26 protein-coding genes are annotated in these 24,151 nt (G+C 72.4%); 18 read left to right on the top strand and 8 right to left on the bottom strand.

The genetic code is table 11. From position 1 onward, the window contains the following. The first annotated feature begins 1 nt into the window (after position 1). Both ABZ215_RS12840 and ABZ215_RS12845 read left to right on the top strand, forming a co-directional pair. Entirely contained in the window at positions 2–736 is a 735-nt protein-coding gene (locus tag ABZ215_RS12840) for an SDR family oxidoreductase (protein ID WP_354949591.1), read from the top strand. Positions 737–745: 9 nt separating this feature from the next. After that, the gene (locus ABZ215_RS12845; RefSeq protein ID WP_354949592.1) at positions 746–1,051 is read left to right on the top strand and encodes a nuclear transport factor 2 family protein; all 306 of its coding nucleotides are present in this window, start codon (positions 746–748) and stop codon (positions 1,049–1,051) included. A gap of 155 nt (positions 1,052–1,206) precedes the next feature. Here the strand turns inward: ABZ215_RS12845 and ABZ215_RS12850 are convergent, their stop codons facing one another. Continuing rightward, positions 1,207–1,920, bottom strand: a complete 714-nt coding sequence (locus ABZ215_RS12850; RefSeq protein ID WP_237336953.1) for a metalloregulator ArsR/SmtB family transcription factor — start codon at positions 1,918–1,920, stop codon at positions 1,207–1,209. A 56-nt stretch (positions 1,921–1,976) separates the two neighbouring features. Between ABZ215_RS12850 and ABZ215_RS12855 the strand changes: the two genes are divergently transcribed. From ABZ215_RS12855 to ABZ215_RS12885, 7 genes are read left to right on the top strand one after another with little or no spacing between them, the layout of a single operon-like run. Further along, complete coding sequence (locus tag ABZ215_RS12855) at positions 1,977–3,200, top strand: MFS transporter (RefSeq protein WP_354949593.1); 1,224 nt, start codon at positions 1,977–1,979, stop codon at positions 3,198–3,200. A 56-nt stretch (positions 3,201–3,256) separates the two neighbouring features. Further along, a complete protein-coding gene (locus ABZ215_RS12860) occupies positions 3,257–4,015 on the top strand; it encodes an SDR family oxidoreductase (protein ID WP_354949594.1) in 759 nt (252 codons plus the stop codon). Further along, the gene (locus ABZ215_RS12865; RefSeq protein ID WP_354949595.1) at positions 4,012–4,917 is read left to right on the top strand and encodes an SDR family oxidoreductase; all 906 of its coding nucleotides are present in this window, start codon (positions 4,012–4,014) and stop codon (positions 4,915–4,917) included. The genes ABZ215_RS12860 and ABZ215_RS12865 overlap by 4 nt, the downstream gene beginning before the upstream one ends. Further along, a complete protein-coding gene (locus ABZ215_RS12870; protein ID WP_354949596.1) occupies positions 4,917–5,657 on the top strand; it encodes an enoyl-CoA hydratase family protein in 741 nt (246 codons plus the stop codon). The genes ABZ215_RS12865 and ABZ215_RS12870 overlap by 1 nt, the downstream gene beginning before the upstream one ends. Beyond that, complete coding sequence (locus ABZ215_RS12875; protein ID WP_354949597.1) at positions 5,647–6,501, top strand: CoA-transferase; 855 nt, start codon at positions 5,647–5,649, stop codon at positions 6,499–6,501. Before ABZ215_RS12870 ends, ABZ215_RS12875 begins: the two co-directional genes overlap by 11 nt. Continuing rightward, a complete protein-coding gene (locus ABZ215_RS12880; RefSeq protein WP_354949598.1) occupies positions 6,498–7,220 on the top strand; it encodes a CoA-transferase in 723 nt (240 codons plus the stop codon). The genes ABZ215_RS12875 and ABZ215_RS12880 overlap by 4 nt, the downstream gene beginning before the upstream one ends. 2 nt (positions 7,221–7,222) lie before the next feature. Next, positions 7,223–8,266 (top strand): nitronate monooxygenase, encoded by a 1,044-nt coding sequence (locus ABZ215_RS12885; RefSeq protein WP_354949659.1) that lies wholly within the window; start codon positions 7,223–7,225, stop codon positions 8,264–8,266. 28 nt (positions 8,267–8,294) lie between these two features. Here ABZ215_RS12885 and ABZ215_RS12890 read toward each other — a convergent pair whose 3' ends face one another. The 3 genes from ABZ215_RS12890 to ABZ215_RS12900 are packed head-to-tail and all read right to left on the bottom strand — an operon-like array spanning position 8,295 to position 11,362. Then, positions 8,295–9,446 (bottom strand): acetyl-CoA C-acetyltransferase, encoded by a 1,152-nt coding sequence (locus tag ABZ215_RS12890; protein ID WP_354949599.1) that lies wholly within the window; start codon positions 9,444–9,446, stop codon positions 8,295–8,297. Positions 9,447–9,455: 9 nt separating this feature from the next. Continuing rightward, on the bottom strand, positions 9,456–10,226 hold the full coding sequence (locus ABZ215_RS12895; protein ID WP_354949600.1) for an SDR family oxidoreductase: 771 nt from the start codon (positions 10,224–10,226) through the stop codon (positions 9,456–9,458). Beyond that, the gene (locus tag ABZ215_RS12900; protein ID WP_354949601.1) at positions 10,223–11,362 is read right to left on the bottom strand and encodes an acyl-CoA dehydrogenase family protein; all 1,140 of its coding nucleotides are present in this window, start codon (positions 11,360–11,362) and stop codon (positions 10,223–10,225) included. The genes ABZ215_RS12895 and ABZ215_RS12900 overlap by 4 nt, the downstream gene beginning before the upstream one ends. Positions 11,363–11,445: 83 nt before the next feature. Between ABZ215_RS12900 and ABZ215_RS12905 the strand changes: the two genes are divergently transcribed. Genes ABZ215_RS12905 through ABZ215_RS12925 form a run of 5 tightly spaced genes read left to right on the top strand, consistent with a single transcriptional unit; the run spans position 11,446 to position 16,890 of the window. Beyond that, complete coding sequence (locus tag ABZ215_RS12905; protein ID WP_354949602.1) at positions 11,446–12,954, top strand: FadD3 family acyl-CoA ligase; 1,509 nt, start codon at positions 11,446–11,448, stop codon at positions 12,952–12,954. Positions 12,955–12,963: 9 nt separating this feature from the next. Next, a complete protein-coding gene (locus tag ABZ215_RS12910) occupies positions 12,964–13,806 on the top strand; it encodes an enoyl-CoA hydratase (RefSeq protein WP_354712762.1) in 843 nt (280 codons plus the stop codon). After that, positions 13,806–14,936 carry an acyl-CoA dehydrogenase family protein gene (locus tag ABZ215_RS12915; RefSeq protein WP_354949603.1) on the top strand — a complete coding sequence of 377 codons (1,131 nt, stop codon included), beginning with the start codon at positions 13,806–13,808 and terminating at the stop codon, positions 14,934–14,936. The genes ABZ215_RS12910 and ABZ215_RS12915 overlap by 1 nt, the downstream gene beginning before the upstream one ends. Then, positions 14,933–15,871 (top strand): acyl-CoA dehydrogenase family protein, encoded by a 939-nt coding sequence (locus ABZ215_RS12920; RefSeq protein ID WP_354949604.1) that lies wholly within the window; start codon positions 14,933–14,935, stop codon positions 15,869–15,871. The genes ABZ215_RS12915 and ABZ215_RS12920 overlap by 4 nt, the downstream gene beginning before the upstream one ends. Then, on the top strand, positions 15,868–16,890 hold the full coding sequence (locus ABZ215_RS12925) for an acyl-CoA dehydrogenase family protein (protein WP_354949605.1): 1,023 nt from the start codon (positions 15,868–15,870) through the stop codon (positions 16,888–16,890). Before ABZ215_RS12920 ends, ABZ215_RS12925 begins: the two co-directional genes overlap by 4 nt. Here ABZ215_RS12925 and ABZ215_RS12930 read toward each other — a convergent pair. Further along, positions 16,887–17,705, bottom strand: a complete 819-nt coding sequence (locus ABZ215_RS12930) for an MBL fold metallo-hydrolase (RefSeq protein ID WP_354949606.1) — start codon at positions 17,703–17,705, stop codon at positions 16,887–16,889. The genes ABZ215_RS12925 and ABZ215_RS12930 overlap by 4 nt on opposite strands. Positions 17,706–17,892: 187 nt before the next feature. Between ABZ215_RS12930 and ABZ215_RS12935 the strand changes: the two genes are divergently transcribed. The 3 genes from ABZ215_RS12935 (at position 17,893) to ABZ215_RS12945 (ending at position 21,714) form a co-directional block, all read left to right on the top strand. Then, positions 17,893–18,810 carry a diiron oxygenase gene (locus tag ABZ215_RS12935; RefSeq protein ID WP_354949607.1) on the top strand — a complete coding sequence of 306 codons (918 nt, stop codon included), beginning with the start codon at positions 17,893–17,895 and terminating at the stop codon, positions 18,808–18,810. Between the two features lie 2 nt (positions 18,811–18,812). Beyond that, positions 18,813–20,288 carry an FAD-dependent oxidoreductase gene (locus tag ABZ215_RS12940; protein WP_354949608.1) on the top strand — a complete coding sequence of 492 codons (1,476 nt, stop codon included), beginning with the start codon at positions 18,813–18,815 and terminating at the stop codon, positions 20,286–20,288. Between the two features lie 991 nt (positions 20,289–21,279). Then, a complete protein-coding gene (locus ABZ215_RS12945; RefSeq protein WP_020423504.1) occupies positions 21,280–21,714 on the top strand; it encodes a hypothetical protein in 435 nt (144 codons plus the stop codon). On the opposite strand, the gene ABZ215_RS12950 is transcribed toward ABZ215_RS12945, so the two are convergent. Next, positions 21,680–22,075 (bottom strand): DUF6010 family protein, encoded by a 396-nt coding sequence (locus tag ABZ215_RS12950; RefSeq protein WP_354949609.1) that lies wholly within the window; start codon positions 22,073–22,075, stop codon positions 21,680–21,682. The two genes, ABZ215_RS12945 and ABZ215_RS12950, sit on opposite strands and share 35 nt — an antisense overlap. A gap of 125 nt (positions 22,076–22,200) precedes the next feature. Between ABZ215_RS12950 and arsM the strand changes: the two genes are divergently transcribed. Further along, positions 22,201–22,923, top strand: a complete 723-nt coding sequence (gene arsM, locus ABZ215_RS12955) for an arsenite methyltransferase (protein WP_354949610.1) — start codon at positions 22,201–22,203, stop codon at positions 22,921–22,923. On the opposite strand, the gene ABZ215_RS12960 is transcribed toward arsM, so the two are convergent. Together ABZ215_RS12960 and ABZ215_RS12965 are read right to left on the bottom strand one after the other, a co-directional pair. Next, on the bottom strand, positions 22,904–23,179 hold the full coding sequence (locus tag ABZ215_RS12960) for a DUF1905 domain-containing protein (protein ID WP_017983372.1): 276 nt from the start codon (positions 23,177–23,179) through the stop codon (positions 22,904–22,906). The genes arsM and ABZ215_RS12960 overlap by 20 nt on opposite strands. Before the next feature lie 139 nt (positions 23,180–23,318). Continuing rightward, on the bottom strand, positions 23,319–24,146 hold the full coding sequence (locus ABZ215_RS12965) for a class I SAM-dependent methyltransferase (RefSeq protein ID WP_354949611.1): 828 nt from the start codon (positions 24,144–24,146) through the stop codon (positions 23,319–23,321). Positions 24,147–24,151 lie beyond the last annotated feature (5 nt).

Consider the following 24,151-nt stretch of genomic DNA (forward strand, 5'->3'; position numbering starts at 1 on the left):
CCTGGTGACCGGCGGCGGGCGGGGCACCGGCGCGGCCGTCGTCGCCCGGTTGCGTGCCGCCGGCGCCGATGTCCTGGCCACCGCCCGCACCCGCCCGGACCACGCCGACGGCCCGTTCGTCGCCGCCGACGTCACGGCGCCCGGCGGGGTCGAGACGGTGGTGCGGGAGGTGCGCGACCGGCTCGGGGCGCTGGACATCCTGGTGCACACCGTGGGCGGGTCGTCCGCGCCGGGCGGCGGGTTCGCGGCGCTGACCGACCGGCACTGGCAGGACGAGCTCGACCTCAACCTGCTGGCCGCGGTGCGCCTGGACCGGGCGCTGCTGCCGGACGTGGCGGCGGGTGGGGCGGTCGTGCACGTGTCGTCCATCCAGCGGCGGCTGCCACTGTTCGAGGCGACGCTCGGGTATGCGGCCGCGAAGGCCGCGCTCACCACGTACAGCAAGGGGCTGGCGAAGGAGCTGGCGCCGCGCGGGGTGCGGGTGAACGTGGTGTCGCCGGGCGCGATCCGCACCTCCGCGGCGGATGCCCTGGTCGCGCGCCTGGCCGAGGCCGACGGCGTCGACGAGCGGACCGCGTGGGACCGGCTGACGGCCGCGCTCGGCGGCATCCCGCTGGGACGGCCCACGCTGCCGGAGGAGGTCGCCGAGCTGGTGGCGTTCCTGGTGTCCGGCCGGGCGGCCGCCATCACGGGCGCGGAACACACGATCGACGGCGGCACGGTGCCGACCGTCTGAGGAGGAACGATGACCGAACTGCCACAGGCGATCCGCGACTACCTGGACGCCCCGAGCGCCGCGGGCTTCACCCCTGACGCCGTGGTCACCGACGACGGCCGGACGTACCGCGGAACGGAAGAGATCGACGGGTGGCTGCGCCGCGCGGCCACGGAGTACCAGTACACGGCCACGCTGACGGGGGCGTCCCACTCGGCGGGGGAGTGGACGGTGGCGCAACACGTGACCGGGAACTTTCCTGGTGGGGAGGTGGATCTGCGCTACCGGTTCCGGCTGCGCGGGGAGCGGATCGCCGCGCTGACGATCGCGCCCTGAGGTTGGCGAGGCCGCGGGGATCGCAGGCCCGGCACCCGGCCTCCACGCCGGGTGCCGGGATCCAGCCGTCGGCCGCTGGGCCTGCGGCTGCCGCTCTGCACGACGCGGCGAGTGGGGTGGCCGTTCCGCGGCCGCCAGGTAGGGCGAGATCGTGGTCAGTGGTCGAGCACCAGCCCCGGCAGCAGATCGCTGAGCCGCTCACCCGCGTCGGGGCGGAGGGTCAGCGTTCGGCCGTCCGCGTCGACCTCCACCAGGCCCTCGGTGCGCAGCCGGGTCAGGATCGCGTGTCCGAGGGCTCCGCCCAGGTGCGGCCGGCGCAGCGTGCGGTCCAGGCAGCTCGTCGCCGTCTTGCGGCGGCCCGCCGTCAGCGAGTCCGCGTCGATGCCGAGCCGCGCCAGCACCTCCGCCGCCCGCGGGCCGAGCTCCAGCTCGTCGGTGTCGGCCCGGCGGCGGAGCGCGTCCTCGGCCAGCAGGTGGTCCAGCACGGCCACCCCGAGCCGCCCGGCCGCGTGGTCGTAGCACAGCCGCTCCGGGGGCGCGGCCGGTCCGGGCAGCGGGAGCGCGCCGCCCGCGTAGTCGGCCAGCGCGTCCAGCACCGCGGTGATCGCGGGGTCCTTCAGCCGGTAGGTGACGTGCCGCCCGCTCTGCGACGTCACCACCAGCCCGGCCTGCCGCAGCTTCGCCAGGTGGTTGCCCAGGCGCGCCGGGCTCACGCCGAGCACGTCCGCCAGCTGGGTCATCCCGTGCGGTCCCTCGTGCGCGAGCAGCTGCAGCACGGTCAGCCGGATCGGGTCGGCCAGCTCGCGCGCCAGCCCGGTCACCGTCGCCACCACCGGCTGCTCGGCGCTGGTCCATCCGAGGGAGGTCACGCCCCAGACCCTACCATCGACTTTCACGTTTCACGGATACATGATAGGTCTATGCGATGCATCGCTACTGGCACGAGCAGATCCCGCCGCCCGGCCCGTTCCGGGTGCTGGCGCTCGGCGTGCTGGTCACCACGGCCGGCGGCGGCGCGTGGTACACGACCTGGGCGGTCTACTTCACGTCCGTCGCCGGGCTGCCTGCCCCGGTCGTCGGCCTCGGGCTGATGCTCGCGGGCGGCGCGGGCCTGCTCGCGGCCACACCGGTCGGCGCGCTGGCCGACCGGCTCGGGCCGCGGGAGCTGCTGATCGCCCTGATCGCGGTCGAGGGCGTGTCGATGGCCGCGTTCGTGTTCGCCCACCACGTCGCGGTGTTCCTGGCCGTCGCGGTCGTCAACACGGCCGCCGACCGCGCCACCGCCGGGGTCCGCACCGCTTACGTCGCTCAGCTGGCCGACGAGGAGACCCGCGTGGCGCACCTGGCCCGGCAGCGGGTCGCCAGCCACCTCGGCTACACCGTCGGCGCGGCGGCGGGAGCGGCCTGCCTGACGCTGGGCAGCCCGGCCGCGTTCCACGTCCTGATCGCGGTCAACGCGCTCACCTCGCTGGCCTACGCCGCGCTGCTCACCCGTGTGCCGAGGGTGCGGCCGGTCGCTCGGGCGCGCAAGCCGCGAACCGTGCTCGCCGACCCCGCGTTCCTCGCGGTCGTCTCGACGACAGGCCTGCTTTCGCTGTGCTGGGGCCTGGTTTCGACCGCGCTCCCGCTGTGGCTGGTCCGCGACACGCACCTGCCCGCCGGGCTGGCGGGGGTGGTCGTCATCGTCAACTCGCTCGGCGTCGCGCTCCTGCAGGTCGTCGCGAGCCGCGGCTGCACCGGTCCGCGCCGCGGCGCCGCGCGGGCGGTCTGGTCGGGCGCCGCTCTCGCGCTGGCATGCCTGCTGTTCGCCGCGACGGGTGGCGGCAGCGGCGCCATCGCCGTCGGCCTGGTGCTGCTCGCCGCGGCCGCTCACCTGGCGGGCGAGCTGTGGTTCATCGCCGCGAAGTGGGCGCTCACCCTCGACCTGACCCCGCCCGGCGCGACCGGCCGCTACCAGGGCCTGGCCGCCACGGCCCAGGCCGGCGCGCAGATGCTGAGCCCGGCGCTGATGACGCTGCTCGTCGGCACCTGGGGCCGTCCCGGCTGGTTCGTGCTCGCCGGGGTGTTCCTCGCCGCCGGGCTGGGGACGGTCCCGGCGACTCGCTGGGCGGTCCGCACCCGCGTGGAAACCAGTTCTCGTGCGGCGTGACCGGCGCCCAGACCAGCGACCTTGTCCCTGACGAGAACATGTTCTAGTTTTGGGGAGTGGAGAGCGATCTGGGCCTGGCCGGCGCCGTGGTCCTGGTGACCGGTGGGGTGCGTGGTGTGGGCCGCGGCATCACGCGGGTGTTCCAGGACTGCGGCGCGCACGTCGTGACCTGCGCCCGGCGCGAGCCCGAGGAACCGGCGGGCCAGTTCATCGCATGCGATGTGCGTGATCCGGAGCAGGTGTCGGCGCTGATCGGCCGGATCGTGGACGAGCACGGTCGTCTGGATGTGGTGGTGAACAACGCGGGTGGCAGTCCGTTCGCCTCGGCTGCGGAGGCGTCGCCGCGATTCCACGACAAGATCGTGCAGTTGAACCTGCTGGCGCCGTTGCTGGTCGCGCAACACGCGAACGCGGTGATGCAGCGGGGCTCGGGCGGGTCGATCGTGATGATCTCCAGTGTGTCCGCGACCCGTCCGTCGCCGGGGACGGCCGCGTATGGGGCGGCGAAGGCGGGGCTGGACAACCTGACCGCGAGTTTGGCGGTGGAGTGGGCGCCGAAGGTGCGGGTCAATGCGCTGGATGTCGGGTTGGTGCGCACCGAGCAGGCGCATCTGCACTACGGCAGCGACGTGGCAGCGGTGGGGAAGACGGTGCCGTTGGGGCGGCTTGCGGAGCCGGAGGAGGTCGGCCGGTGTGCGGCGTTTTTGGCTTCGCCGCTGGCTTCCTACGTCTCGGGTGCGACGTTGAAGGTGCACGGCGGCGGTGAGGTGCCCGCGTTCCAGGCGGCCGCGGATGTCGATCGGGAGGGTTCATGACTCTGTGCCAGGACCGGGTGGTGATCGTGACCGGCGCCGGCCGCGGGATCGGGCGGGCGCACGCGCTGGCGTTCGCCGCGGAGGGCGCGCGGGTGGTGGTCAACGACGTCGGCGTCGCGCTCGATGGTTCCGCGACCGGGGACGGTCCGGCCGCCCAGGTGGTGGCGGAAATCGAGGCGCTGGGCGGGAAGGCGATCGCCAACACCGACGACGTCGCCGACTGGGCCGGTGCGCGGGCGTTGATCCGCACGGCGCTGGAGCGGTTCGGGCGGCTGGACGTGCTGGTGAACAACGCGGGTTTCGTGCGGGACCGGATGCTGGTCAACCTCGGCGAGGAGGAGTGGGACGCGGTGATCAGGGTGCACCTCAAGGGTCACTTCGCGCCGTTGCGGCATGCCGCGGAGTACTGGCGCGGTGAGGCGAAGGCGGGGCGGACGCCGAGTGCGCGGGTGATCAACACCAGTTCCGGGGCGGGTCTGCTGGGCAGTGTCGGCCAGTCCAACTATTCGGCCGCGAAAGCGGGCATCGCGGGTCTGACCGTGGTCGCGGCGGCCGAACTGCAGCGGTATGGCGTGACGGTGAACGCGATCGCCCCCTCAGCCCGGACCCGAATGACCGAGGAGGTGTTCGCCGCCACGATGGCCCGTCCCGACGAGGGCTTCGATGCGATGGCGCCGGAGAACGTCTCGCCGCTGGTGGTGTGGCTCGGCAGCAGGGAGTCTTCCGGTGTGACGGGGCGGGTGTTCGAGGTGGAGGGCGGGAAGGTGTCACTGGCGCAGGCGTGGCGGCACGGCCCGTTCGTGGACAAGGGTGCCCGGTGGGAGCCGTCCGAGCTGGGTCCGGTGGTGGAGAAGCTGATTGCGGAGGCGCCCGCGCCCGAACCCGTTTATGGAGCGTCCTGATGCCGGTTCTGACCAAACGCGACGGTCACGTCGAGATCGTCACGGTGGATTTCCCGCCGGTGAACGCGTTGCCGGTGCAGGGCTGGTTCGACCTCGCTGCCGCTGTGCGTGCCGCGGGGGAGGATCCGGATGTGCGCGTGGTGGTGCTGCGGGCGGAGGGCCGCGGGTTCAACGCCGGGGTGGACATCAAGGAGATCCAGCGCACCGCGGGCTACGAGGCACTCGTGGGTGCGAACAAGGGCTGTTACGCGGCTTTTGGTGCGGTGTATGACTGCGCGGTGCCGGTGGTGGCGGCGGTGCACGGGTTCTGCCTGGGCGGTGGGATCGGCCTGGTCGGCAACGCCGATGTGGTGATCGCCTCGGAGGACGCCACGTTCGGGGTGCCGGAGGTGGAGCGGGGTGCCCTGGGCGCGGCCACACACCTGGCGCGGTTGGTGCCGCAGCACCTGATGCGCACCCTGTACTTCACGGCGCGCACCATCACCGCCGGGGAGCTGCACTCGTTCGGCTCGGTGTATCAGGTGGTGCCGCGTGAACAGCTGGATGAGAGCGCTTTGGCGGTGGCGCGGGACATCGCCGCGAAGGATCCGCGGGTGATCCGGGCCGCGAAGGAGGCGCTCAACGGGATCGACACCCAGCACGTGCACCGCAGTTACCGGTTCGAGCAGGGGTTCACTTTCGAGCTGAACCTGCTGGGCGCCTCGGATGAGGCTCGGGAGGAGTTCCTCAATGGCCGATAAGCGCATGACCACCGACGAGGTCGCGGCGGAAGTCCGGGACGGCATGACCATCGGCATCGGCGGCTGGGGCTCGCGGCGCAAGCCGATGGCGTTGGTGCGAGCGTTGCTGCGGACGCCCGTTCGTGACCTCACGGTCGTGTCGTATGGCGGGCCGGATGTTGGGTTGTTGTGTGCGGCGGGGAAGGTGCGGCGGGTGGTGTTCGGGTTCGTCACGCTGGACTCGATCCCGTTCGACCCGTGGTTCGGCCGCGCCCGGGAGACCGGGGCGATCGAGGTGACCGAATACGACGAGGGCATGTTCGCCGCCGCCCTGTCCGCCGCCGCGCAGCGGTTGCCGTTCCTGCCGCTGCGGGCCGGGCTGGGCTCCGAGGTCATGCGGGTCAATCCCGGCCTGCGTACCGTGCGCTCACCCTATGCCGATGGAGAAGAATTGGTGGCCGTGCCCGCGCAGGAACTCGATGTAGCGCTGGTGCACCTCAACCGCGCCGACGCCCGGGGGAATGCGCAGTATCTCGGCCCGGATCCGTATTTCGACGACCTGTTCTGCCTGGCCGCGAAGAAGCGGTTCGTCTCGGTGGAGAAGGTGGTGGACACCGCGGATCTGACGGGGCCGGTGCAGTCGTTGCTGCTCAACCGCGGCTGCGTGGACGGGGTGGTGGAGGCGCCGCGGGGTGCGCACTTCACCACCGCGGTGCCCGACTACGGCCGGGACGAGCGGTTCCAGAAGCACTACGTGGCCTGTGCGAAAGACCTGGACGCGTGGCCGGGGTTCGTGGACCGGTTCCTGTCCGGCGACGAGGCACGGTACTTGTCCGAGGTGGATCGATTCGAGGCGGCGGGATGAGCGCGACCAGGGCCGAGATCGCCGTGGTGGCGGTGGCCGAACTGTTCCGCGGCGACGGGGAGATCGTGGCCAGCCCGATGGGTTACATCCCGTCGCTGGGCGCGAAACTCGCCCGCCTGACCTTCGAGCCGGACCTGCTGCTCTCCGACGGCGAGGCGTATCTGATCGATGTCGAGGGCAATGTGGAGGGGTGGCAGCCGTTCCGCAAAATGCTCGACACCATCGTCCCGCACGGGCGGCGGCACGTGGTGATGGGCGCCAACCAGATCGACAAGTTCGGCAACCAGAACATCTCCGCCATCGGCGACCACGCCCGCCCGACGAAGCAGCTTCTCGGGGTGCGGGGCGCGCCGGGCAACACCGCGAACCACCGCACGAGCTACTGGGTGCCGCGCCACAGCCCCCGCGTGTTCGTCGAGTCCGTGGACATCGTGTCGGGCGTGGGCTACGACAACGCCGCCAAAGCCGGACTGAAGTACCACGACGTGCACCGCGTGGTGACCAACCTCGGTGTGTTCGACTTCGCCACTCCGGATCACTCGATGCGCGCCGTCTCACTGCACCCCGGTGTCACACCCGAGGAGGTCGCGGCGGCGAGCGGTTTCGAAATCAACCTGTCCGGGGCACGCGTGAGCCGCGAGCCCACCGACGAGGAGCTCCGGCTGATCCGCGAGGTGCTCGACCCGAAGGGCCTGCGGGACAAGGAAGTCCTGTCATGACCCTGGACACCGCCCTCACGCGGCTGGTCGGGGTGCGGCACCCGGTCGTGCAGACCGGAATGGGCTGGGTCGCCGGCCCCCGCCTCGTCTCCGCCACCGCCGAAGCCGGCGGACTCGGCATCCTCGCCTCGGCCACCATGACCTACCCGGAACTGAAAGCCGCCGTCGCGGAGGTCAAGCAGCGCACCGACCGGCCTTTCGGGGTGAACCTCCGTGCCGACGCCACCGATGCGGGGGAGCGGGTCGATCTGCTGATCCGCGAGGGCGTCAAAGTCGCGTCCTTCGCGCTGGCGCCGCGCAAGGAGATGATCGCCAAGCTCCGCGATCACGGCATCGTGGTGATCCCCTCCATCGGAGCGGCCCGGCACGCCGAGAAGGTCGCCGCCTGGGGGGCGGATGCCGTGATCGTGCAGGGCGGTGAGGGTGGCGGGCACACCGGGGGAGTGGCCACGACCCTGCTGCTGCCCTCGGTCCTCGACGCTGTTGACATTCCGGTGGTCGCGGCGGGTGGCTTCTTCGACGGCCGCGGACTCGCCGCCGCACTCGCCTACGGCGCCGCGGGTGTCGCGATGGGCACGCGGTTCCTGCTGAGCAAGGAAAGCACCGTGCCCGAGGAGGTCAAGCGGGTCTACCTCGCGCAGAACCTCACCGGCACCGTCGTGACACGGCGCGTCGACGGGCTCCCGCACCGCGTGTTGCGCACCGAGCTGGTCGAGAAGCTGGAAGACACCGGCCGGGTCCGGGGCACACTGCAGGCGGCCCGCAACGCCCTGCGCTTCCGCAAGCTCACCGGCCTCTCCCTGCCTGCCATGATCCGCGAGGGCCTGGCGATGAAACACGGCAACGAGATGAGCTGGAGCCAGATCATCATGGCCGCCAACACTCCGATGCTGCTGCGCGCCGGCCTGGTAGAGGGCCGCACCGACGCGGGCGTCCTCGCCTCCGGCCAAGTCGTCGGCATGATCGACGACCTGCCGACGGTGGCTGACATCATCGACACCACCGTCACGCAGGCCGAGGAGATACTTCAGCGGCTGGGTGGTTGAGGGGAGGCGCGGTGCGCCTCCCGTCCGGTCACAACCGTTCGATGATCGTCACGTTGGCGGTTCCGCCGCCTTCGCACATGGTTTGCAGGCCGTAGCGGCCGCTGCGGCGTTCCAGCTCGTGCAGGAGGGTGGCCAGCAGCTTCGTGCCGGTCGCGCCGATCGGGTGGCCGAGGGCGATGCCGCCGCCGTTGACGTTCACCCGCGCGGGGTCGGCGCCGGTTTCGTCGAGCCACGCCAGCACCACGCTGGCGAAGGCCTCGTTCACTTCGAAGAGGTCGATGTCGTCCACGGTGAGCCCCGCCTTGCGCAGGGCGTGCGCCGTCGCCGGGATAGGTCCGGTGAGCATCCACACGGGGTCCGCCGCGCGCACCGAGATGTGGTGGATCCGGGCGCGTGGCGTCAGGCCGTGGTCCCGCACGAACGACTCCGAGGCGATCAACGCCGCACTCGCGCCGTCGGAGATCTGGCTCGCCACCGCAGCGGTGAGCCGGGAGCCTTCGGAGAGTGGCTTGAGTCCCCGCATGCGTTCGAGGCTGGTGTCCCGGCGCGGGCCCTCATCTACCAAGAAGTCATCGACCGGGGCGATCTCTGCGGTGAACCGTCCGGCATCGATCGCCTCCAGCGCACGCTGGTGGCTGCGCAGCGCATAGGCTTCCATGGCCTCGCGGGTGATGTCCCAGTGTTCGGCGATCATGTCGGCGGAGCGGAACTGCGACACCTCGACGCTGCCGTAGCGCTCCTGCCAGCCCTTGGAGCCGGAGTACGGGTCGTCGAACCCGTACTCCCGCCCGGCGAGCATGGCGGCGCTGATGGGGATGCGGCTCATGTTCTGCACCCCGCCGGCCACCACCAAGTCCTGGGTGCCGGACAGCACGGCCTGCGCGGCGAAGTGCACGGCCTGCTGGCTGGACCCGCACTGCCGGTCCACGGTCACACCGGGCACGTGGTCCGGGAACCCCGCCGCGAGCCACGCCGTGCGGGCGATGTTGCCGGATTGGGGTCCGAGGGTGTCGGTGCAGCCGAGGATCACGTCGTCGACCAGGTCCGGGTCCACTCCGGCCCGGGAAACCACCGCCCGGATGGTGTGCGCGGCCAGGTCGGCGGAGTGCCACCCGGACAACGCACCGCCACGCCGGCCGACGGGGGTGCGCACGGCGTCGAGGAGAAAGGCTTCAGGCACAACGGCTCCCTAGGGGTGCTGGCTGGACACGGACACGACTTCACCGGTCATGTAGCTGGCGTAGTCGCTGGCGAGGAACACCATTACGTTGGCGACCTCCCAGGGTTCGGCGGCGCGGCCGAACGCCTCCCGGCCCTGCAACTCCTGCAGCAGCTCGTCGCTGGTGACCTTCGCCAGGAACGGGTGCATCGCCAAACTCGGCGCCACCGCGTTGATCCGCACCCCGTGCTCGGCGGCGTCCAGCGCGGAACACCGGGTCAACGCCATCACCCCGGCTTTCGCGGCGGCGTAGTGGGCCTGCCCGGCCTGCGCCCGCCACCCGATCACCGACGCGTTGTTGACGATCGCCCCGCCACCGCCCTGGGCGACGAACTGCCGCAACACCGCGCGGGTGCAGCGGAACGTGCCGGTCAACGTGATGTCGAGGACCCGGGACCACTCCTCGTCGGTCATCTCCAGCACCGAGCGGGTCCCGCCGAGGCCGGCGTTGTTGATCATCACGTCGATCCGGCCGAACTGCTCCACCGCCCCGGCAATCAACCCCTGGACCTGGTCTTCAAGAGTGACGTCGCAGGTGATCGCGTGCACCTTGCCCAGCTCCGCCAGCTCGGCTGCCTTCTCCGCCAGGCGGCGTTCGTGCCAGTCGCTCACGACGACGCTGGCGCCTTCTTCGAGGCAGCGTTTCGCGACCGCGGAGCCGATGCCGGTGCCGGCGGCGGCGGTCACCACCACGACCTTGTCCTCCAGCAGGTGGTGTCCGGGCGGGTAGTGGGGGATCACCGGGCCTCCTTGGGCAGGCCGAGCACCCGCTCGGCGATGATGTTGCGTTCGATCTCGTCCGAGCCGCCGTAGATGGTGTCGGCCCGGGTGAACAGGAACAGCCGCTGCCACTCGTCCAGCTCGCCCTCGGCGACCAGCGACCGCGCCCCCCGCGCCCGCACCGCCAGTTCGCCGAGGCGGCGGTGCCACTGCGCCCACATCAGCTTGCCGACCGCGACTTCCGGCCCCGCCGCCTGCCCCAGCGTCCGCAACGCGTGCGCCCGCAGCACCCGCAGGCCCATCCGGGCGCGCTCCAGATCGGCCCGCAGCAGCGGATCCTCCCACGTGCCCAGCCGCTTGGCCTCCGCCTCGATACCGTCCAGCTCGCGGCGGAACCCGATCTGCTGGCCCAGCGTCGACACCCCGCGCTCGAACCCGAGGGTGGCCATCGCGATCCGCCACCCCTCACCCGGCTCACCGACCACCATGCCAGCGGGGGTGCGGGCGTCGTCGAAGAACACCTCGTTGAACTCCGAGGTCCCGGTCAGCTGCTGGATCGGCCGCACCGTCACCCCCGCCTGCCGCAACGGCACCAGCAGATACGACAACCCACGGTGGCGCTGGGACCCTCGCTCGGTGCGGGCCAGCACGAAACACCAGTCCGCGACGTGTGCCAGCGAGGTCCAGATCTTCTGCCCGTTGACCACCCACTCGCCCTCGCGCAGCTCGGCCGAGGTGGACACCGCCGCCAGATCCGATCCGGCCCCGGGCTCGGAGTAGCCCTGGCACCACAGCTCCTCCACCGCCACGATCTTTGGCAGGAACCGCGCCCGCTGCTCCGGCGTGCCGAACGCGATCAACGTCGGCCCCAGCAGCTGCTCCCCGATGTGATTGACCCGCGCCGGCGCCCCCGAGGCCGCGTACTCCTCGTGAAAGGCGACCTGCTCCTCCAGCGACAACCCACGCCCACCGAACTCGCTCGGCCAGCCCACGCAGGTCCACCCCGCCGCCGCCAGGTGCCGCTCCCACGCCAGCCGCAGGTCGAACGCCTCGTGCTCCCGCCCCGGCCCGCCCAGCCCACGCAGCGCCGCGAACTCACCGGTCAGGTTGTCCGCCAGCCAGTCCGCGACCTCACGACGGAACCGCGTCAGCTCCAACGCACGCCTCCTTGCTGCCCGGCCCACCGGGCACCTAGGGTAATGAGAACACGTTCTAGTTTGTCGGTCCAGGGGAGGGTGCGGTGGGGCAGACCACGATCCCGGCCGTCGTCCGTGACGCCGCGGCGAAGTTCGGCTCGTCCGAGGCGCTGGTCGACGGCGGCGTCCGGCTTGATTTCCGGCAACTCCTGGAACGTGTTCAGGCCGTAGCCGGGGCGTTCGCGGCGCGCGGGATCCAGCCCGGCGACCGCGTTGCGATCAACCTGCCGAACACGTCCCACTGGGTGCTGTCGGCGCTCGGCGCGCTGTACGCGGGCGCGGTCCTGGTGCCGGTCAACACCCGGTTCACCGCCGCCGAGACGGTGGACCTGCTGGTCCGCAGTCGCGCCAAGGCGCTCGTCGTCGCGGCGGACTTCCTCGGCGCCGACCGGCACGCCGCGATCAAGGCGACCGGCGCCGCGCTGCCCGACCTGGGCACCGTCGTCCGCGTCCCGCTCGAACAACCGCATCGCCCCGTCGAGGGCACCCTCGGCTGGGACGAGTTCCTCGCCGCACGCGTGCCCGCGGCCGAGGTCGAGGCGCGCGCGGACGCCGTCCGGCCCGACGACGTCAGCGACATCCTGTTCACCTCCGGCACCACCGGCCGCTCGAAGGGGGTGCTGTCGGCGCACCGGCAGGTGGTCGACGTGGCGGCGGCGTGGGCGGAGTGCGGCCGGGTCACCGCCGACGACCGGTACCTGGTGATCAACCCGTTCTTCCACAGCTTCGGCTACAAGGCCGGGATCGTGGTCGCGCTGCTGACCGGGGCCACGATCGTGCCGCAGGCGGTGTTCGACGTGCGGTCGACCCTGGCGACGATCCGCCGCGAGCGCATCTCCGTGCTGCCCGGCGCGCCGACGATCTTCCAGTCGCTGCTCCAGGAAACGGACCGCGGGGACACCTCGTCGCTGCGCCTGGCGGTCACCGGCGCGGCGACCGTGCCCGCCTCGCTGGTCCGGCGCATGCGGGCCGAGCTGGGGTTCGACACGGTGTTGACCGCGTACGGGCTCACCGAGGCGGTCGTGGTGACGATGTGCCGCCCCGGCGACGACGCGGAGCTGGTCGCGCGCACGTCCGGCCGGGCCACCGCCGGGTTCGAAGTGGCGATCCGCGGTTCCGAGGTCGTCGTCCGCGGGCCCAACGTGATGCTCGGCTACCTCGACGACCCGGAGGCGACCGCGCAGGCGATCGACGAGCAGGGCTGGCTGCACACCGGCGACGTCGGCGAACTCGACGACGCGGGCTACCTGACCCTCACCGGGCGGCTCAAGGACATGTACATCTGCGGCGGGTTCAACGTCTACCCGGCGGAGGTCGAGCACGCCCTGACCGAACTGGACGGCGTGCGCGACGTCGCCGTCGTCGGGGTGCCGGACGAGCGCATGGGCGAGGTCGGCAAGGCGTTCGTCGTCGGCGCCGGGCTGACGGCCGAGCAGGTGATCGGGTTCTGCCGGGAGCGGCTGGCCAACTACAAGGTCCCGCGGCTCGTCGAGTTCGTGGACGAGCTACCCCGCAACGCTTCCGGCAAGGTGCTGAAGCGGCAGCTGAGGTGAGGAGAACGCATGACCGAGGACGTGGTCCGGTACGAGCGCCGGGGCGCGGTGGCGCTGGTGACGATGAACCGCCCCGAGTACCGCAACGCGCAGAACTCGGCGATGACCTACGCGCTGGACGACGCGTTCACCCGCGCGGTGGACGACGCCGAGGTGAAGGTGATCGTGCTGGCGGGGGAGGGCAAGCACTTCTCGGCGGGACATGACATCGGCACGCCCGGGCGGGATGTGGACCAGTCGTTCGAGCGGCGGGCGGTGGTGTGGTGGGACCACACGACGCGTGAGGGCGGGGATCAGCGGTTCGCCCGGGAGTCCGAGGTGTACCTGGGGATGTGCCGCCGGTGGCGGGAGATCCCGAAACCGATGATCGCTTCGGTGCAGGGTGCGTGCATCGCGGGCGGGCTGATGCTGGCCTGGGTCTGTGACCTCATCGTGGCCTCCGACGACGCGTTCTTCGCCGATCCGGTGGTGCGCATGGGCATTCCAGGGGTGGAGTACTTCGCGCACCCGTGGGTGCTGGGTCCGCGGGCGGCGAAGGAAGTCCTGTTCACCGGGGAGCGGTTCAGCGTGCAGCAGGCCAAGGAGTGGGGCATGGTCAACCGGGTCGTGCCGCACGCCGAGCTCGAAGCGCGGACCTTCGAGCTGGCGGAGACGATCGCGCGGATGCCGCAGTTCGGGCTCGCGCTGGCGAAGAAGGCGGTCAACCAGGCCGAGGACCTGATGGGTTTGCGGTCCGGAATGGACTCGGTGTTCGGGCTGCACCACTTCGCGCACGCCCACAACGCCGAAACCTCCACGGATTCGCTGGGTGGGCAGGACGCGCGGTCGATGCGGGACGGGGCGCAGCGCTGATGGACCTCGACATCGATGCCGAGTCGGCGGCGTTCCGCGACGAGGTGCGGGAATGGCTGGCGGCACACGTGCCCAGGCTCCCGTCCATGGACACCGCGGAGGGCTTCGCGGCGCACCGCGAGTGGGAGGCGCAGCTGGCGGACGCGCGGTTGTCGGTGGTGTCCTGGCCGCGCGAGTACGGCGGGCGGGACGCGTCGCTGTTGCAGTGGGTGCTGTTCGAGGAGGAGTACTACGCCGCGAGCGCACCCGGGCGCGTCAGCCAGAACGGGATCTTCATGCTGGGCCCGACGTTGTTCGCCCACGGCACCGCCGAGCAGCGGGAGCGGATCCTGCCGGCCATGGCGCGGGGTGAGCAGGTGTGGGCGCAGGCCTGGTCCGAACCCGAAGCCGGCAGCGACATCGCCGCGTTGCGCAGCAGCGCGGTGCGCACCGAGGGCGGGTGGTTGCTGTCCGGGCAGAAAACCTGGTCCTCTCGCGCGGCCTTCGCCGACCGCGCGTTCGGGTTGTTCCGCACCGACCCGGGCGAGCGGCGGCACCGCGGACTGACGTACTTCATGTTCGACCTGCGCGCCGAGGGCGTGACCGTGCGGCCGATCCCGCAACTGGACGGGGAGCCGGGGTTCGCCGAGATCTTCCTGGACAACGTGTTCGTGCCCGATGCCGACGTGATCGGCGAACCGGGCCAGGGGTGGCGGGTGGCGATGACCACCGCCAACAACGAACGCGGCCTGTCCCTGCGCAGCCCCGGCCGCTTCCTCGCCGCCGCGAACCGGCTCGTGGACCTCTGGCGATCGGCAGGGGAACCGGCCGCGTCGCGGGACCGGGTGGCCGATGCGTGGATCGGGGCGCGGGCCTACCAGCTCTACACCTTCGGCACCGTCTCCCGGCTGGCCGAGGGCGGCGAGCTCGGACCGGAATCCAGCGTCAACAAGCTGTTCTGGTCCCACCTCGACCTCGGCCTGCACGAAACCGCACTCGACATCCTCGGCCCGCACGCCGAAACCGACCAGGCCTGGGTGGACGGCTACCTGTTCTCCCTCGCCGGCCCGATCTACGGCGGCACCGACCAGATTCAGCGCAACACCATCGCCGAACGACTCCTGGGACTGCCGAAGGAGGCCCGCCGATGAGATTCGCGCTGTCGGCCGAACACCGGGACTTCGCCACCAGCCTGCACGACTACCTCACCGGCGCCGACACCCCCACCGCCGCCCGCGCCTGGGCGCACGGGCGGCACGAACCCGGCCTCAAACTCCTGCGCGGCCTGGCCGAACTCGGCGTGCCCGCCCTGCTGATCGACGAAGCTCACGGCGGCCTCGGCGCCGGTCCCGTCGACCTGGTCGTGGCGTTCGAGGCCCTGGGCTACCACGCCGTCCCCGGACCGCTGGTGGAAACCGCCGCGGTCGCGCCCGCCGTCCCGGCCGCCCAGGCGTGGTGGCCGGCGCTGGCGTCGGGGGAGGCGTTGGCCACCGTGGTGGCGCCGCCGCAGGTGCACCTCGCGCTGGACGCCGACATCGCGGAGGTTGTCCTCGCGCTGCGCGACGGCGAAGCGCACGAGATCCGGGCGGCCCGGCCGGAGCCGGTGCGCTCGATCGACCCGGCCCGCCGCCTGTTCCGGGTGGACGGTGCGGCGGTCTCCCTGGGCCCGGTCCCGGAACGCGCCTTCGACCTGGGGGTGCTCGCGGTGGCCGCGCAGCTGCTCGGCGCCGGGCAATGGCTGCTGAACGCCTCGGTCGCCTACGCGAAGCAACGCAGCCAGTACGGCCGGCTGATCGGCGAGTACCAGGCGATCAAGCACCTGCTCGCCGACGTCGCTACCCACCTCGAACTCACCCGGCCCCTGGTGCACGGCGCCGCCGTCACCGGCAGCCCACAGGACATCTCGGCCGCCAAGGTCAAAGCCGGCGACGCCGCCCACCTCGCCGCCCGCACCGCACTGCAGGTCCACGGCGCCATCGGCTACACCGCCGAACACGACCTCGGCCTGCGGCTGACGAAGGTGCGGGCCCTGGTCGGCGCATGGGGCGACGGCGGGTTCCACCGCGGGCGGGTGCTGGCGCGATGATCGATCCGATGTGGACGGAGGAGGCGCGGGCGCTGCGCGAGTCCGTGCGAGCCCTGCTGACCCGGCGGTCCGGGCCGGAAGCGGTGCGCGCCGCGATGGACTCACCCCTCGGTTACGACGACAAGCTGTGGTCCACGCTGTGCGAGCAGATCGGCGTCGCGGCGCTGGCGATCCCGGAGGAGTACGGGGGCGCGGGCGCCGGGCTGGCCGAGGCGTGCGTGGTGCTGGAGGAGCTGGGCCGCACCCTCACCCCGGCGCCGATGCTCGGCTCGGCGGTGCTGTGCGGGCAGGCCCTGCTGCTGACCGGCAACGACGAGGCGTGCCGTCGGCTGCTGCCCGGCATCGCGGCGGGCAGCAGCCTCGCCGCGCTGGCGTGGTCCGATGAGGACGGACGCTGGTCGCCTGCGTGCGAGTTCCGGGACGGGCGCGTCGGCGGCCGGGCGCACTACGTGCTCGACGGCGACCACGCGGACGTCCTGCTGGTGGTGGCGCGCACCCCGGACGGCCCGGGCCTGTTCGAGGTCGAACCGGCCGACAGCCGCCGGGAGGCCGTGACGACCCTGGACCCGACGCGCCGTCTCGCGGTCGTCACGCTGGCGGACGCCCCCGCGCGGCGGCTGGACACCGGCGGGTTCGACACCGAGCGGCTGCGCTGGACCGCGGCCGTGGCGCTGGCCGCCGAGCAGACCGGCGCCGCGGCCAGGGCGCTGGAGCTGACCGTCGAGTACACCAAGCAGCGGCGCCAGTTCGGCAGGCCCATCGGCGGTTTCCAGGCGCTCAAGCACCGGATGGCCGACGTGCACGTCCACGTCGAGGCCGCCCGCTCGGCGCTGTACGGCGCACTGACCGGGGACGACCTCGCGCTCGACGCGGCCACCGCGAAAACTGTGTGCTCGGAAGCACTGCGGCACGCCGCGGCCGAGATGATCCAGCTGCACGGCGGGATCGCGATCACCTGGGAGCACGACGCGCACCTGTACTTCAAGCGCGCCCACGGCAGCTCGCTGCTGTTCGGTTAGGACACCGGGTGCGGCTCCGGCGGCTCGAAGGTCGCCAGCATCTGCTCCAGCGCCGCCTGGTCCGGGCCGACCCACGGGTCCGCGTCCGGGGCCGTGGCGACGCGGTCCAGGAACTCGGCGGTGCGGCCGGGCGCCGGGGGCAGGTGGGTGCTCAGGATGACGGCCGGGTCGAAGGTCCGCAGCGGCGCCAGCGTGGCGAGGTAGCGGTCGTGGTCCACGTTGTGCACCCACGGGCTGTCCACCGCGGCCCACAGCAGCTGGCCGGCGTGCAGCGCGTCCGCGGGGGCGTTAGCGACGTCGTCGCACGTGGCGAGTTCCGCGGTCGGCATCGGGGCGCCGAAGCAGTCCGAGCTGACGCACACCCCGCTGCTGTGGTCGAAGAAGCCGACCGTGGCCGGGCTGTCGAACAGCGGCGGCCGGAAGGCGGTCAGCGTGCGGCCGCCCGCGTCGAGGGTCTGGCCGGGGTTGAGCAGGTACACCCGCTCGACCGGCAGCGGGCGCTCGGTCGACATGATGCCCATCGCGAGGTAGGTGGTGATCAGGCGGGCGCGCGGGGCCAGCTCGAGCAGCTCGAACAGGGCGCCGGTGTGGTCGCGATCCGGGTGGGTGAGCCAGATCCACCGCACGTCGGCGGGGTCGATCACCGCCCCGAGCGCGTCCAGGAAGCCGCGGCCGGGCAGGCTCAGCCCGGTGTCGACGACGACCGGTTCGGCGCCGTGCAGGACGAACGCGTTGACCGGGAGGAAGCCGATGCCGGGCACCTCGAGCTGGTCGCTCAGGACGCTGACGTCGCGCCCGATCCTGTTGATCTCCATGGCATCCGCCCTTCCTTCGGTGATGCCGGAAACGGTAGGCCCGGCAGGCGCCGATGTGATGGGGCCGAAATACCCGTTTCAGGAAATCGCGGTGCTCGGTCACGGGCGGTCGCCCTCTTGCGCCGTAGCCGATGTGTGTTACCTTGGGTAACAGTAAACCGAGGTAACAGGCAATCGGGAGGGTGCCATGACCAGCGTCGGCGCACACGAGCACTCGGACACTGCGCAGCCTGACCACCGGTCGGTCGCGCAGCGGTTGCTCGACTCGTCCGAGACGTTGTCCTACGACCCCGTCAAGGAGGTCGACTGGGACACCCCGCTGGACACGAGCTACCACGGCGCGAGCCCGGAGTGGAGCACCCTGTACGGGACCGCGTACTGGAACGAGATGACCCCCGAGCAGCAGCGCGAGCTGACCCGCCAGGAGGCGGCGTCGGTGGCGAGCACCGGCATCTGGTTCGAGATGATCCTGCAGCAGATGGTGCTGCGCGACTTCTACGCCAAGGACCCGACCGACCCGGCGTTCCAGTGGGCGCTCACCGAGATCGCCGACGAGTGCCGCCACTCGATCATGTTCGCGCGCGGCGCGGCGAAGCTGCGCGCCCCGGCCTACCGCCCGCGCCGGCTCGCCGTCGAGCTGGGCCGGTTCTTCAAGACGACCGCCCGCGGCGAGGCCGCCTACGCGGCGATCCTGGTCGCCGAAGAGGTCCTCGACGTGATGCAGCGTGACTGGATGCGTGACGAGCGCGTAGTGCCGTTCGTGCGCACCATCAACAACATCCACGTGGTCGAGGAGTCGCGGCACATGAAGTTCGCCCGCGAGGAGACCCGTGAGCGGCTGAGGAAGACCGGGCCGCTGGGCCGCCAGTACAACGCGCTCGTCGTGTCGATCGCCGCGTACTTCATCGTCAGCAGCATGTGGAACCCGAAGGTCTACGCGAACGCCGGGCTCGACACCAAGCGCGCGCTGCGCGAGGCGAAGGCCAACGAGCACCACAAGTCGATGCTGCGGTCGAGCTGCGCCGGGCTGATGGAGTTCCTGGACTCGGCCGGCCTGCTGACCAAGGCCGCCACGGTCTTCTACAAGCGCGCGAACCTCCTCTGACCATGGCCTTCGCGATCACCCAGACCTGCTGCAACGACGCGTCGTGCGTGGCGGTGTGCCCGGTCAACTGCATCCACCCGACGCCGGACGAGCCGGACTTCGGCACCACCGAGATGCTCTACATCGACCCGCGCAGCTGCATCGACTGCGGCGCGTGCGCCGACGCCTGCCCGGTCGACGCGATCTTCCCGGTGGACGCGCTGGCCGAGTCGATGCGGCCCTACGCCGGGATCAACGCGGACTTCTACGCCGACCGCGAGCCGGCCGCGGCCGATCCCGCGCCGAACTTCCACGCGTGGGGCCCGCCGGTGTTCAGCCGCACCATCCCGGCCGACTTCCCGGCGCTGGACGTCGCGGTCGTCGGCACCGGGCCGGCCGGCATGTACGCGGTCGAGGACCTGTTGCTGCACACCAGTTCCCGGGTCACGCTGATCGACCGGCTGCCGGTCGCGGGCGGGCTGGTGCGGTACGGGGTCGCGCCGGACCACCCGTCCACCAAGAAGATCGGCGAGACGTTCGCGCGGTACCACCACCACCCGCGGCTGCGGATGCGGCTGGGCGTCGAGGTGGGCCGGGACGTCACGGTGGACGAGCTGGCGCGCCGCCACGACGCGGTGATCTACGCGGTGGGCGCGTCCTCGGCGCGGCGGCTGGGGATCGCGGGCGAGGACCTGGCGGGCAGCGTCGCGGCGACGACGGTGGTGGCCTGGTACAACGGCCACCCGGACGTGCCCGCGGACGCGGTCGACCTGTCGGCGGAACGGCTCGTCGTGGTCGGGACGGGAAATGTGGCACTGGACGTGGCGCGGATCCTGACGACGGACCCGCGTTCGCTGGAGGGCACTTCGATCGCCCCGGCCGCGTTGGAGCGGCTGAAGTCGAGCCGGGTGCGGGAGGTCGTGCTGCTCGGCAGGCGCGGTCCGGAGGCGGCGGCGTACACCACGCCCGAGCTGCTGGCGCTGACCCAGCACGAGGACATCGACCTGGTCGTCGACGCGCACGACCCGCGCATCACCGAGGCGATCGACACGTCGCCGCGTGCCGCCCTGCTGCGCGACTGCAAGCAGGAGACGGTCGACTGGACGGCGCCGCCCCAGCCCGGCAAGCGGCGGATCGTGCTGCGGTTCCACGCCGCGCCGGAGGAGATCCTCGGTGCCTCGCGGGTGCGGGGAATCCGGGTGTCGGGGGACGTCGAGATCCCCGCGGGCGGAGTGGTGCGCGCCGTCGGCTACCGCGGCGCGCCGCTGCCCGGACTGCCGTTCGACGAGGACATCGGCACGATCCCGAACGACGGCGGCCGCGTGGCGCCGGGGACGTACGTGGTGGGCTGGATCAAGCGAGGACCGTCCGGCGGGATCGGGGCCAACCGGGCGTGCGCGGAGGAGACGGTCGGCCGCCTGCTGGAGGACGCGCTCGCGGGACGGTTGCGAACACGGCGCAAGCCGGGGCTGGTGGGGCGCTTGACGCGCCGAAGCTGAGCGGTTCCCGGCTCGCCCCCGGTGCGTAGCGCGCGGCGGGGCGGCCGCAAGCCCATGCTGCGGCTGCCCCCGCATCCCGCGGCGGCCGAGCTGGTGCCGCCGTGCCGTTGCTGTGCTGCCGCGCGCCGTCCCGCCGGATTTGCTGCGTCGCCGCGCCGCGTCCGGGTGGGTGCCGCCTGGGAGTGCTGTTTCCGGATGCTCGGTGCGCCTGAGGGGGCTCACCGCACGGTGGTGCCGTCGCACGGTGGTGCCGCCCCCGCCGCGCCGTGGTGCCGCCGCGCTGGCGCCGACCGGCAACCCGGCATCGCGCCGCGGGCCGCTGCCGTGCCGTTGCCCGCGCTGCCGCCCGCCGTCGCACCGGTTTTGCTGGGTTGCCGTGCCGTTGCCGTGCTGCCGCGCGCCGTTGCGCCGGTTTTGCTGCGCTGCCGTGCCGCTGCCCGCCGCCGCCCGCGGCCCCGCCGGACTTGCTGCGCTGCCGTGCCGCTGCCCGCCGCCGCCCGCGGCCCCGCCGGACTTGCTGCGCTGCCGCGCCGCGTCCGGGTGGGGGCCGCCCGGGAGTGCTGTTTCCGGATACTCGGTGCGCCCGAGGGCGCTCACCGCATCGTGGTGCCGTCGCGCCGTGGTGCCGCCGCGCCGGCGCCGCCGGCAACCCGGCACCGCGCCGCGGGCCGCTGCCGTGCCGCTGCCCGCGCTGCCGCCCGCCGCCCCGCTGCCGTGCCGCTGCCGCGCCGCCGCCTGCCGTTGCGCCGGATTTGCTGCGCTACCACGCCGCCGCCCCGCCGCCGCCCCGCCGCGGGCCGCTGCCGCGCTGCCGCGCCGCCGCCCCGCCCCGCCGCGGCGCTGCCGCGGGCCTAGCGTCCTGTGTTCTCCGAATGCTCGCCGCAAGGCCGCGCGGCGCCCGACCCACCGCCCCTGACCGCTTCCTGCCAGCGCCCACCCACGACGCCACCCCACCACCTACCGTCGGATCCCCGGCCAGAGGGAGGTATCGGTGGCGGCGAAACCGTACGGCGCGAGCAGGGTCTCGACCGTCTTCGCGGTCGTGTTCGGCTTCGGCGCGGGCTTTCTGTGCCTGCTGCGGTTCGCCGCGGCGGTGGTGCTCCTCCCCGCGGCGGACAACCCGATCCCCCTGGCGCTCATGGCCCTCCTGTACGGCGCGGGCATGACCCTGTCGCTCGCCGGCGCCGGGCTGCTGCTCGCCCGCAGCCCGGCGTCCATCACCTGCCTCACGCTGGGCTGCGTCGTCTCGTTCGTCATCGTGCTCACCGAACTCGTGCTGCATTCCTTGCCCCGCAACGCGAGCGTCCCGCTCGGCTCGTACGGGGCCTGGCTCTTCGGCTGCGCGTTGATGGCGCTCGTGCAGACCCGCCGGAAGGACACGAAGCACCGGGTCAGGACCGCACCAGCCGGTTCCGGAGCACGCTGAGCACCGGGCGGCCGCCGGCGAAGCACCAGATCGCGATCACCGGGTCGCAGATCGCGCACCCGAGCGACGAGTGCTCCGCGAACGGCACGATCGGCTCCCCGCGCAGGTGGTGCACCACGTCCCACGCGGTGTGCATCAGCCAGGCAATGCCGATGAACGTCCACGACTCCAGGCCGCGGTAGGCGACGTAGGTGGCGGCCGCGGTGAAGGCGAACTCCCAGATCCCGAGCCCGCCCCCGCTCAGGTAGGCGGCGCCGGCGCCGGCGACGAACACCGCGTTGAACGGGCGGCGGTGCGCCTCCGGGATGAAGGAGTTGACCACGACGTAGGCGGCGCCGATGAGCAGCGCGATGACGATCATGGCACCCGAAACTAGGTCCCCGCGCCCCCGCGCAGTAGTGGCTGGAGTGCCACGTTCCGACGGATTCTCGCCAGCCCTGATTCGACAACCTTCTAATTCGACATCCATCGAGGTAGCGTGGCGGCATGCGCGAGGACGTGCGGGAACAGGTTCGGGAGCGCTACGCCGCGGCAGCGCTTTCGGTGACCGGGGGACGCTGCGGCGAATCCTGCGGCTGCGGGTACGACGACGCCGACCGGGCCACGCTCCCGGCGGACGCGGTCCTGGCGAGCCTCGGCTGCGGCAACCCCCTCGCCGTGGCCGACCTCCACGCCGGCGAGACGGTGCTGGACCTGGGGTCCGGCGGCGGGATCGACGTGCTGCTGTCCGCCCGCCGGGTCGGGCCGTCCGGCCGGGTGATCGGGCTCGACATGACCGACGAGATGCTCGCGCTGGCCACCGCCAACGCGGAGCGCGCCGGCGCGGCCAACGTCGAGTTCCGGAAGGGGCACATCGAGTCCGTCCCGCTGCCCGCGGACAGCGTCGACGTCGTCATCTCCAACTGCGTGGTCAACCTGTCCGTCGACAAACCCGCGGTGTTCGCGGAGGTGTTCCGCGTGCTGCGCCCCGGCGGGCGGATCGGCATCAGCGACGTCGTCGCCGAGGACCACCTGACGCCCGCCGAGCGCGCGGAACGCGGCTCCTACACGGAGTGCATCGCCGGAGCGCTCACCTTCGCCGAGTACCGGGCCGGCCTCGCCGCAGCCGGCTTCACCGGCATCGAGGTGACGCCTAGCCACCCGGTCGCCGACGGCATGCACTCGGCGATCGTGCGGGCCGTCAAACCGGTCAGCCGAGCCGCTCGGTGAGGCGGATCCGCACGGTGTCGCCGGCGTCCTTGCCGATCGCGCGGCGGACGTCGGCCTTCACCGGCAGCTTGTGCGTGCCGTCGCCCAGCGCCATGAACGAGCTGCGGAACGGGTGGCCGTCGATGGTGCCGCGGATCTTCACCAGCCCGCGCGTGCCGAAGTACTCGGCGGACCCGGGCATCACGACGTAGGTCCAGCCGCCCTTCGCCTCGCTCTTCAGCAGGGTCGCCTCGAACTCCTTGTCCAGTGCCGGCATGACGTCCTCCTCGGGTGCGGTGCCATTGTCACCCGGAACGTCGAGGCACCTCGCCCGCTTCTCGACATGTGCCGGCCGCCAGGGGCGCCGGGTGCTGCCCCCAGCACCCGGCACCCCCGGCGGCCGTCGCCCCGGGCGGTCAGCGTCCCGCGACCCGCGCCCAGGCCCCGACCAGCGTCGGCGGCCGGAAGGTCGCCCCGCTGTTCACGTGGTCGTCGAAGAAGCGCTGCCCGAGCGTGTCGATGCCGACCTCCTCCGGCGTGGCCAGCCCGGTGCGCGTCAGCACGGGCAGCAGGGTCCGGATGATGCCCGCCGCCATCCGGCTGCCGGTCGGGTCACCCGGCGGCCGGTACGCCTGCAGCCCCAGCACCGTCGCGCCGCTCAGGCCCGCGTCCGCGAACACCGCGCCCAGCCGCGCGCCGAGGCTCGGGTCGAGGCCGGACCGGGCGAACGCCGCCATGATCCAGTGCGTCACCCGCTCGCTCAGCGGCGTGGCCGGCAGCAGCCCGGCGACGCTCATCTCATACTCCATCGACACCACGACGCCGCCCGGCCGCACGTACCCGGCGAACTTCCGCAGCACCGCGGCCGGATCCGGCGTGTACAGGAGCACCAGCCGCCCGACCACGGCGTCCACCTGGCCGGTCAGCCGCATCTCGTGCAGGTCGTCGTGCACGAACGAGACGTTGCGCAGCCCCTGCGCCTCGCACCGGCTCGCCGCCCAGCGCAGCGCCTTCGACGACTGGTCGATGCCGACGACGGACCCGGACGGCCCGACCACCCTGGACAGCTCGAAGGCCACGTCCCCCGCGCCGGTCCCCAGGTCCAGCACGCGCATGCCAGGCTCGATGCCGGCCAGCGCCAGGATCGCCCTGGTCGCGGGCGCCAGCGCGGCGGCCTGCTCCTCCAGGCGGCGCAGCTCGTCGGGCTCGTTGCCGAGCAGGTACGGGGTCTCGGTGGTGGTCATGGCGT

This window comes from Amycolatopsis sp. NPDC006131 (genome assembly GCF_040614175.1).
In the GTDB taxonomy this organism is placed as follows: Bacteria; Actinomycetota; Actinomycetes; order Mycobacteriales; family Pseudonocardiaceae; genus Amycolatopsis_E; species Amycolatopsis_E tucumanensis.

What these genes read in the sequence shown, in the direction of transcription:
- ABZ215_RS12865 (WP_354949595.1), top strand. Translation starts at nt 4,012, where the DNA reads ATGACTCTGTGCCAGGACCGGGTGGTGATCGTGACCGGCGCCGGCCGC.
- ABZ215_RS12960 (WP_017983372.1), bottom strand. Translation starts at nt 23,179, where the DNA reads ATGCCGGCACTGGACAAGGAGTTCGAGGCGACCCTGCTGAAGAGCGAG.
- ABZ215_RS12920 (WP_354949604.1), top strand. Translation starts at nt 14,933, where the DNA reads ATGAGATTCGCGCTGTCGGCCGAACACCGGGACTTCGCCACCAGCCTG.
- ABZ215_RS12845 (WP_354949592.1), top strand. Translation starts at nt 746, where the DNA reads ATGACCGAACTGCCACAGGCGATCCGCGACTACCTGGACGCCCCGAGC.
- ABZ215_RS12870 (WP_354949596.1), top strand. Translation starts at nt 4,917, where the DNA reads ATGCCGGTTCTGACCAAACGCGACGGTCACGTCGAGATCGTCACGGTG.
- ABZ215_RS12880 (WP_354949598.1), top strand. Translation starts at nt 6,498, where the DNA reads ATGAGCGCGACCAGGGCCGAGATCGCCGTGGTGGCGGTGGCCGAACTG.
- arsM (WP_354949610.1), top strand. Translation starts at nt 22,201, where the DNA reads ATGCGCGAGGACGTGCGGGAACAGGTTCGGGAGCGCTACGCCGCGGCA.
- ABZ215_RS12930 (WP_354949606.1), bottom strand. Translation starts at nt 17,705, where the DNA reads ATGGAGATCAACAGGATCGGGCGCGACGTCAGCGTCCTGAGCGACCAG.
- ABZ215_RS12910 (WP_354712762.1), top strand. Translation starts at nt 12,964, where the DNA reads ATGACCGAGGACGTGGTCCGGTACGAGCGCCGGGGCGCGGTGGCGCTG.
- ABZ215_RS12950 (WP_354949609.1), bottom strand. Translation starts at nt 22,075, where the DNA reads ATGATCGTCATCGCGCTGCTCATCGGCGCCGCCTACGTCGTGGTCAAC.
- ABZ215_RS12855 (WP_354949593.1), top strand. Translation starts at nt 1,977, where the DNA reads ATGCATCGCTACTGGCACGAGCAGATCCCGCCGCCCGGCCCGTTCCGG.
- ABZ215_RS12965 (WP_354949611.1), bottom strand. Translation starts at nt 24,146, where the DNA reads ATGACCACCACCGAGACCCCGTACCTGCTCGGCAACGAGCCCGACGAG.
- ABZ215_RS12935 (WP_354949607.1), top strand. Translation starts at nt 17,893, where the DNA reads ATGACCAGCGTCGGCGCACACGAGCACTCGGACACTGCGCAGCCTGAC.
- ABZ215_RS12925 (WP_354949605.1), top strand. Translation starts at nt 15,868, where the DNA reads ATGATCGATCCGATGTGGACGGAGGAGGCGCGGGCGCTGCGCGAGTCC.
- ABZ215_RS12940 (WP_354949608.1), top strand. Translation starts at nt 18,813, where the DNA reads ATGGCCTTCGCGATCACCCAGACCTGCTGCAACGACGCGTCGTGCGTG.
- ABZ215_RS12875 (WP_354949597.1), top strand. Translation starts at nt 5,647, where the DNA reads ATGGCCGATAAGCGCATGACCACCGACGAGGTCGCGGCGGAAGTCCGG.
- ABZ215_RS12915 (WP_354949603.1), top strand. Translation starts at nt 13,806, where the DNA reads ATGGACCTCGACATCGATGCCGAGTCGGCGGCGTTCCGCGACGAGGTG.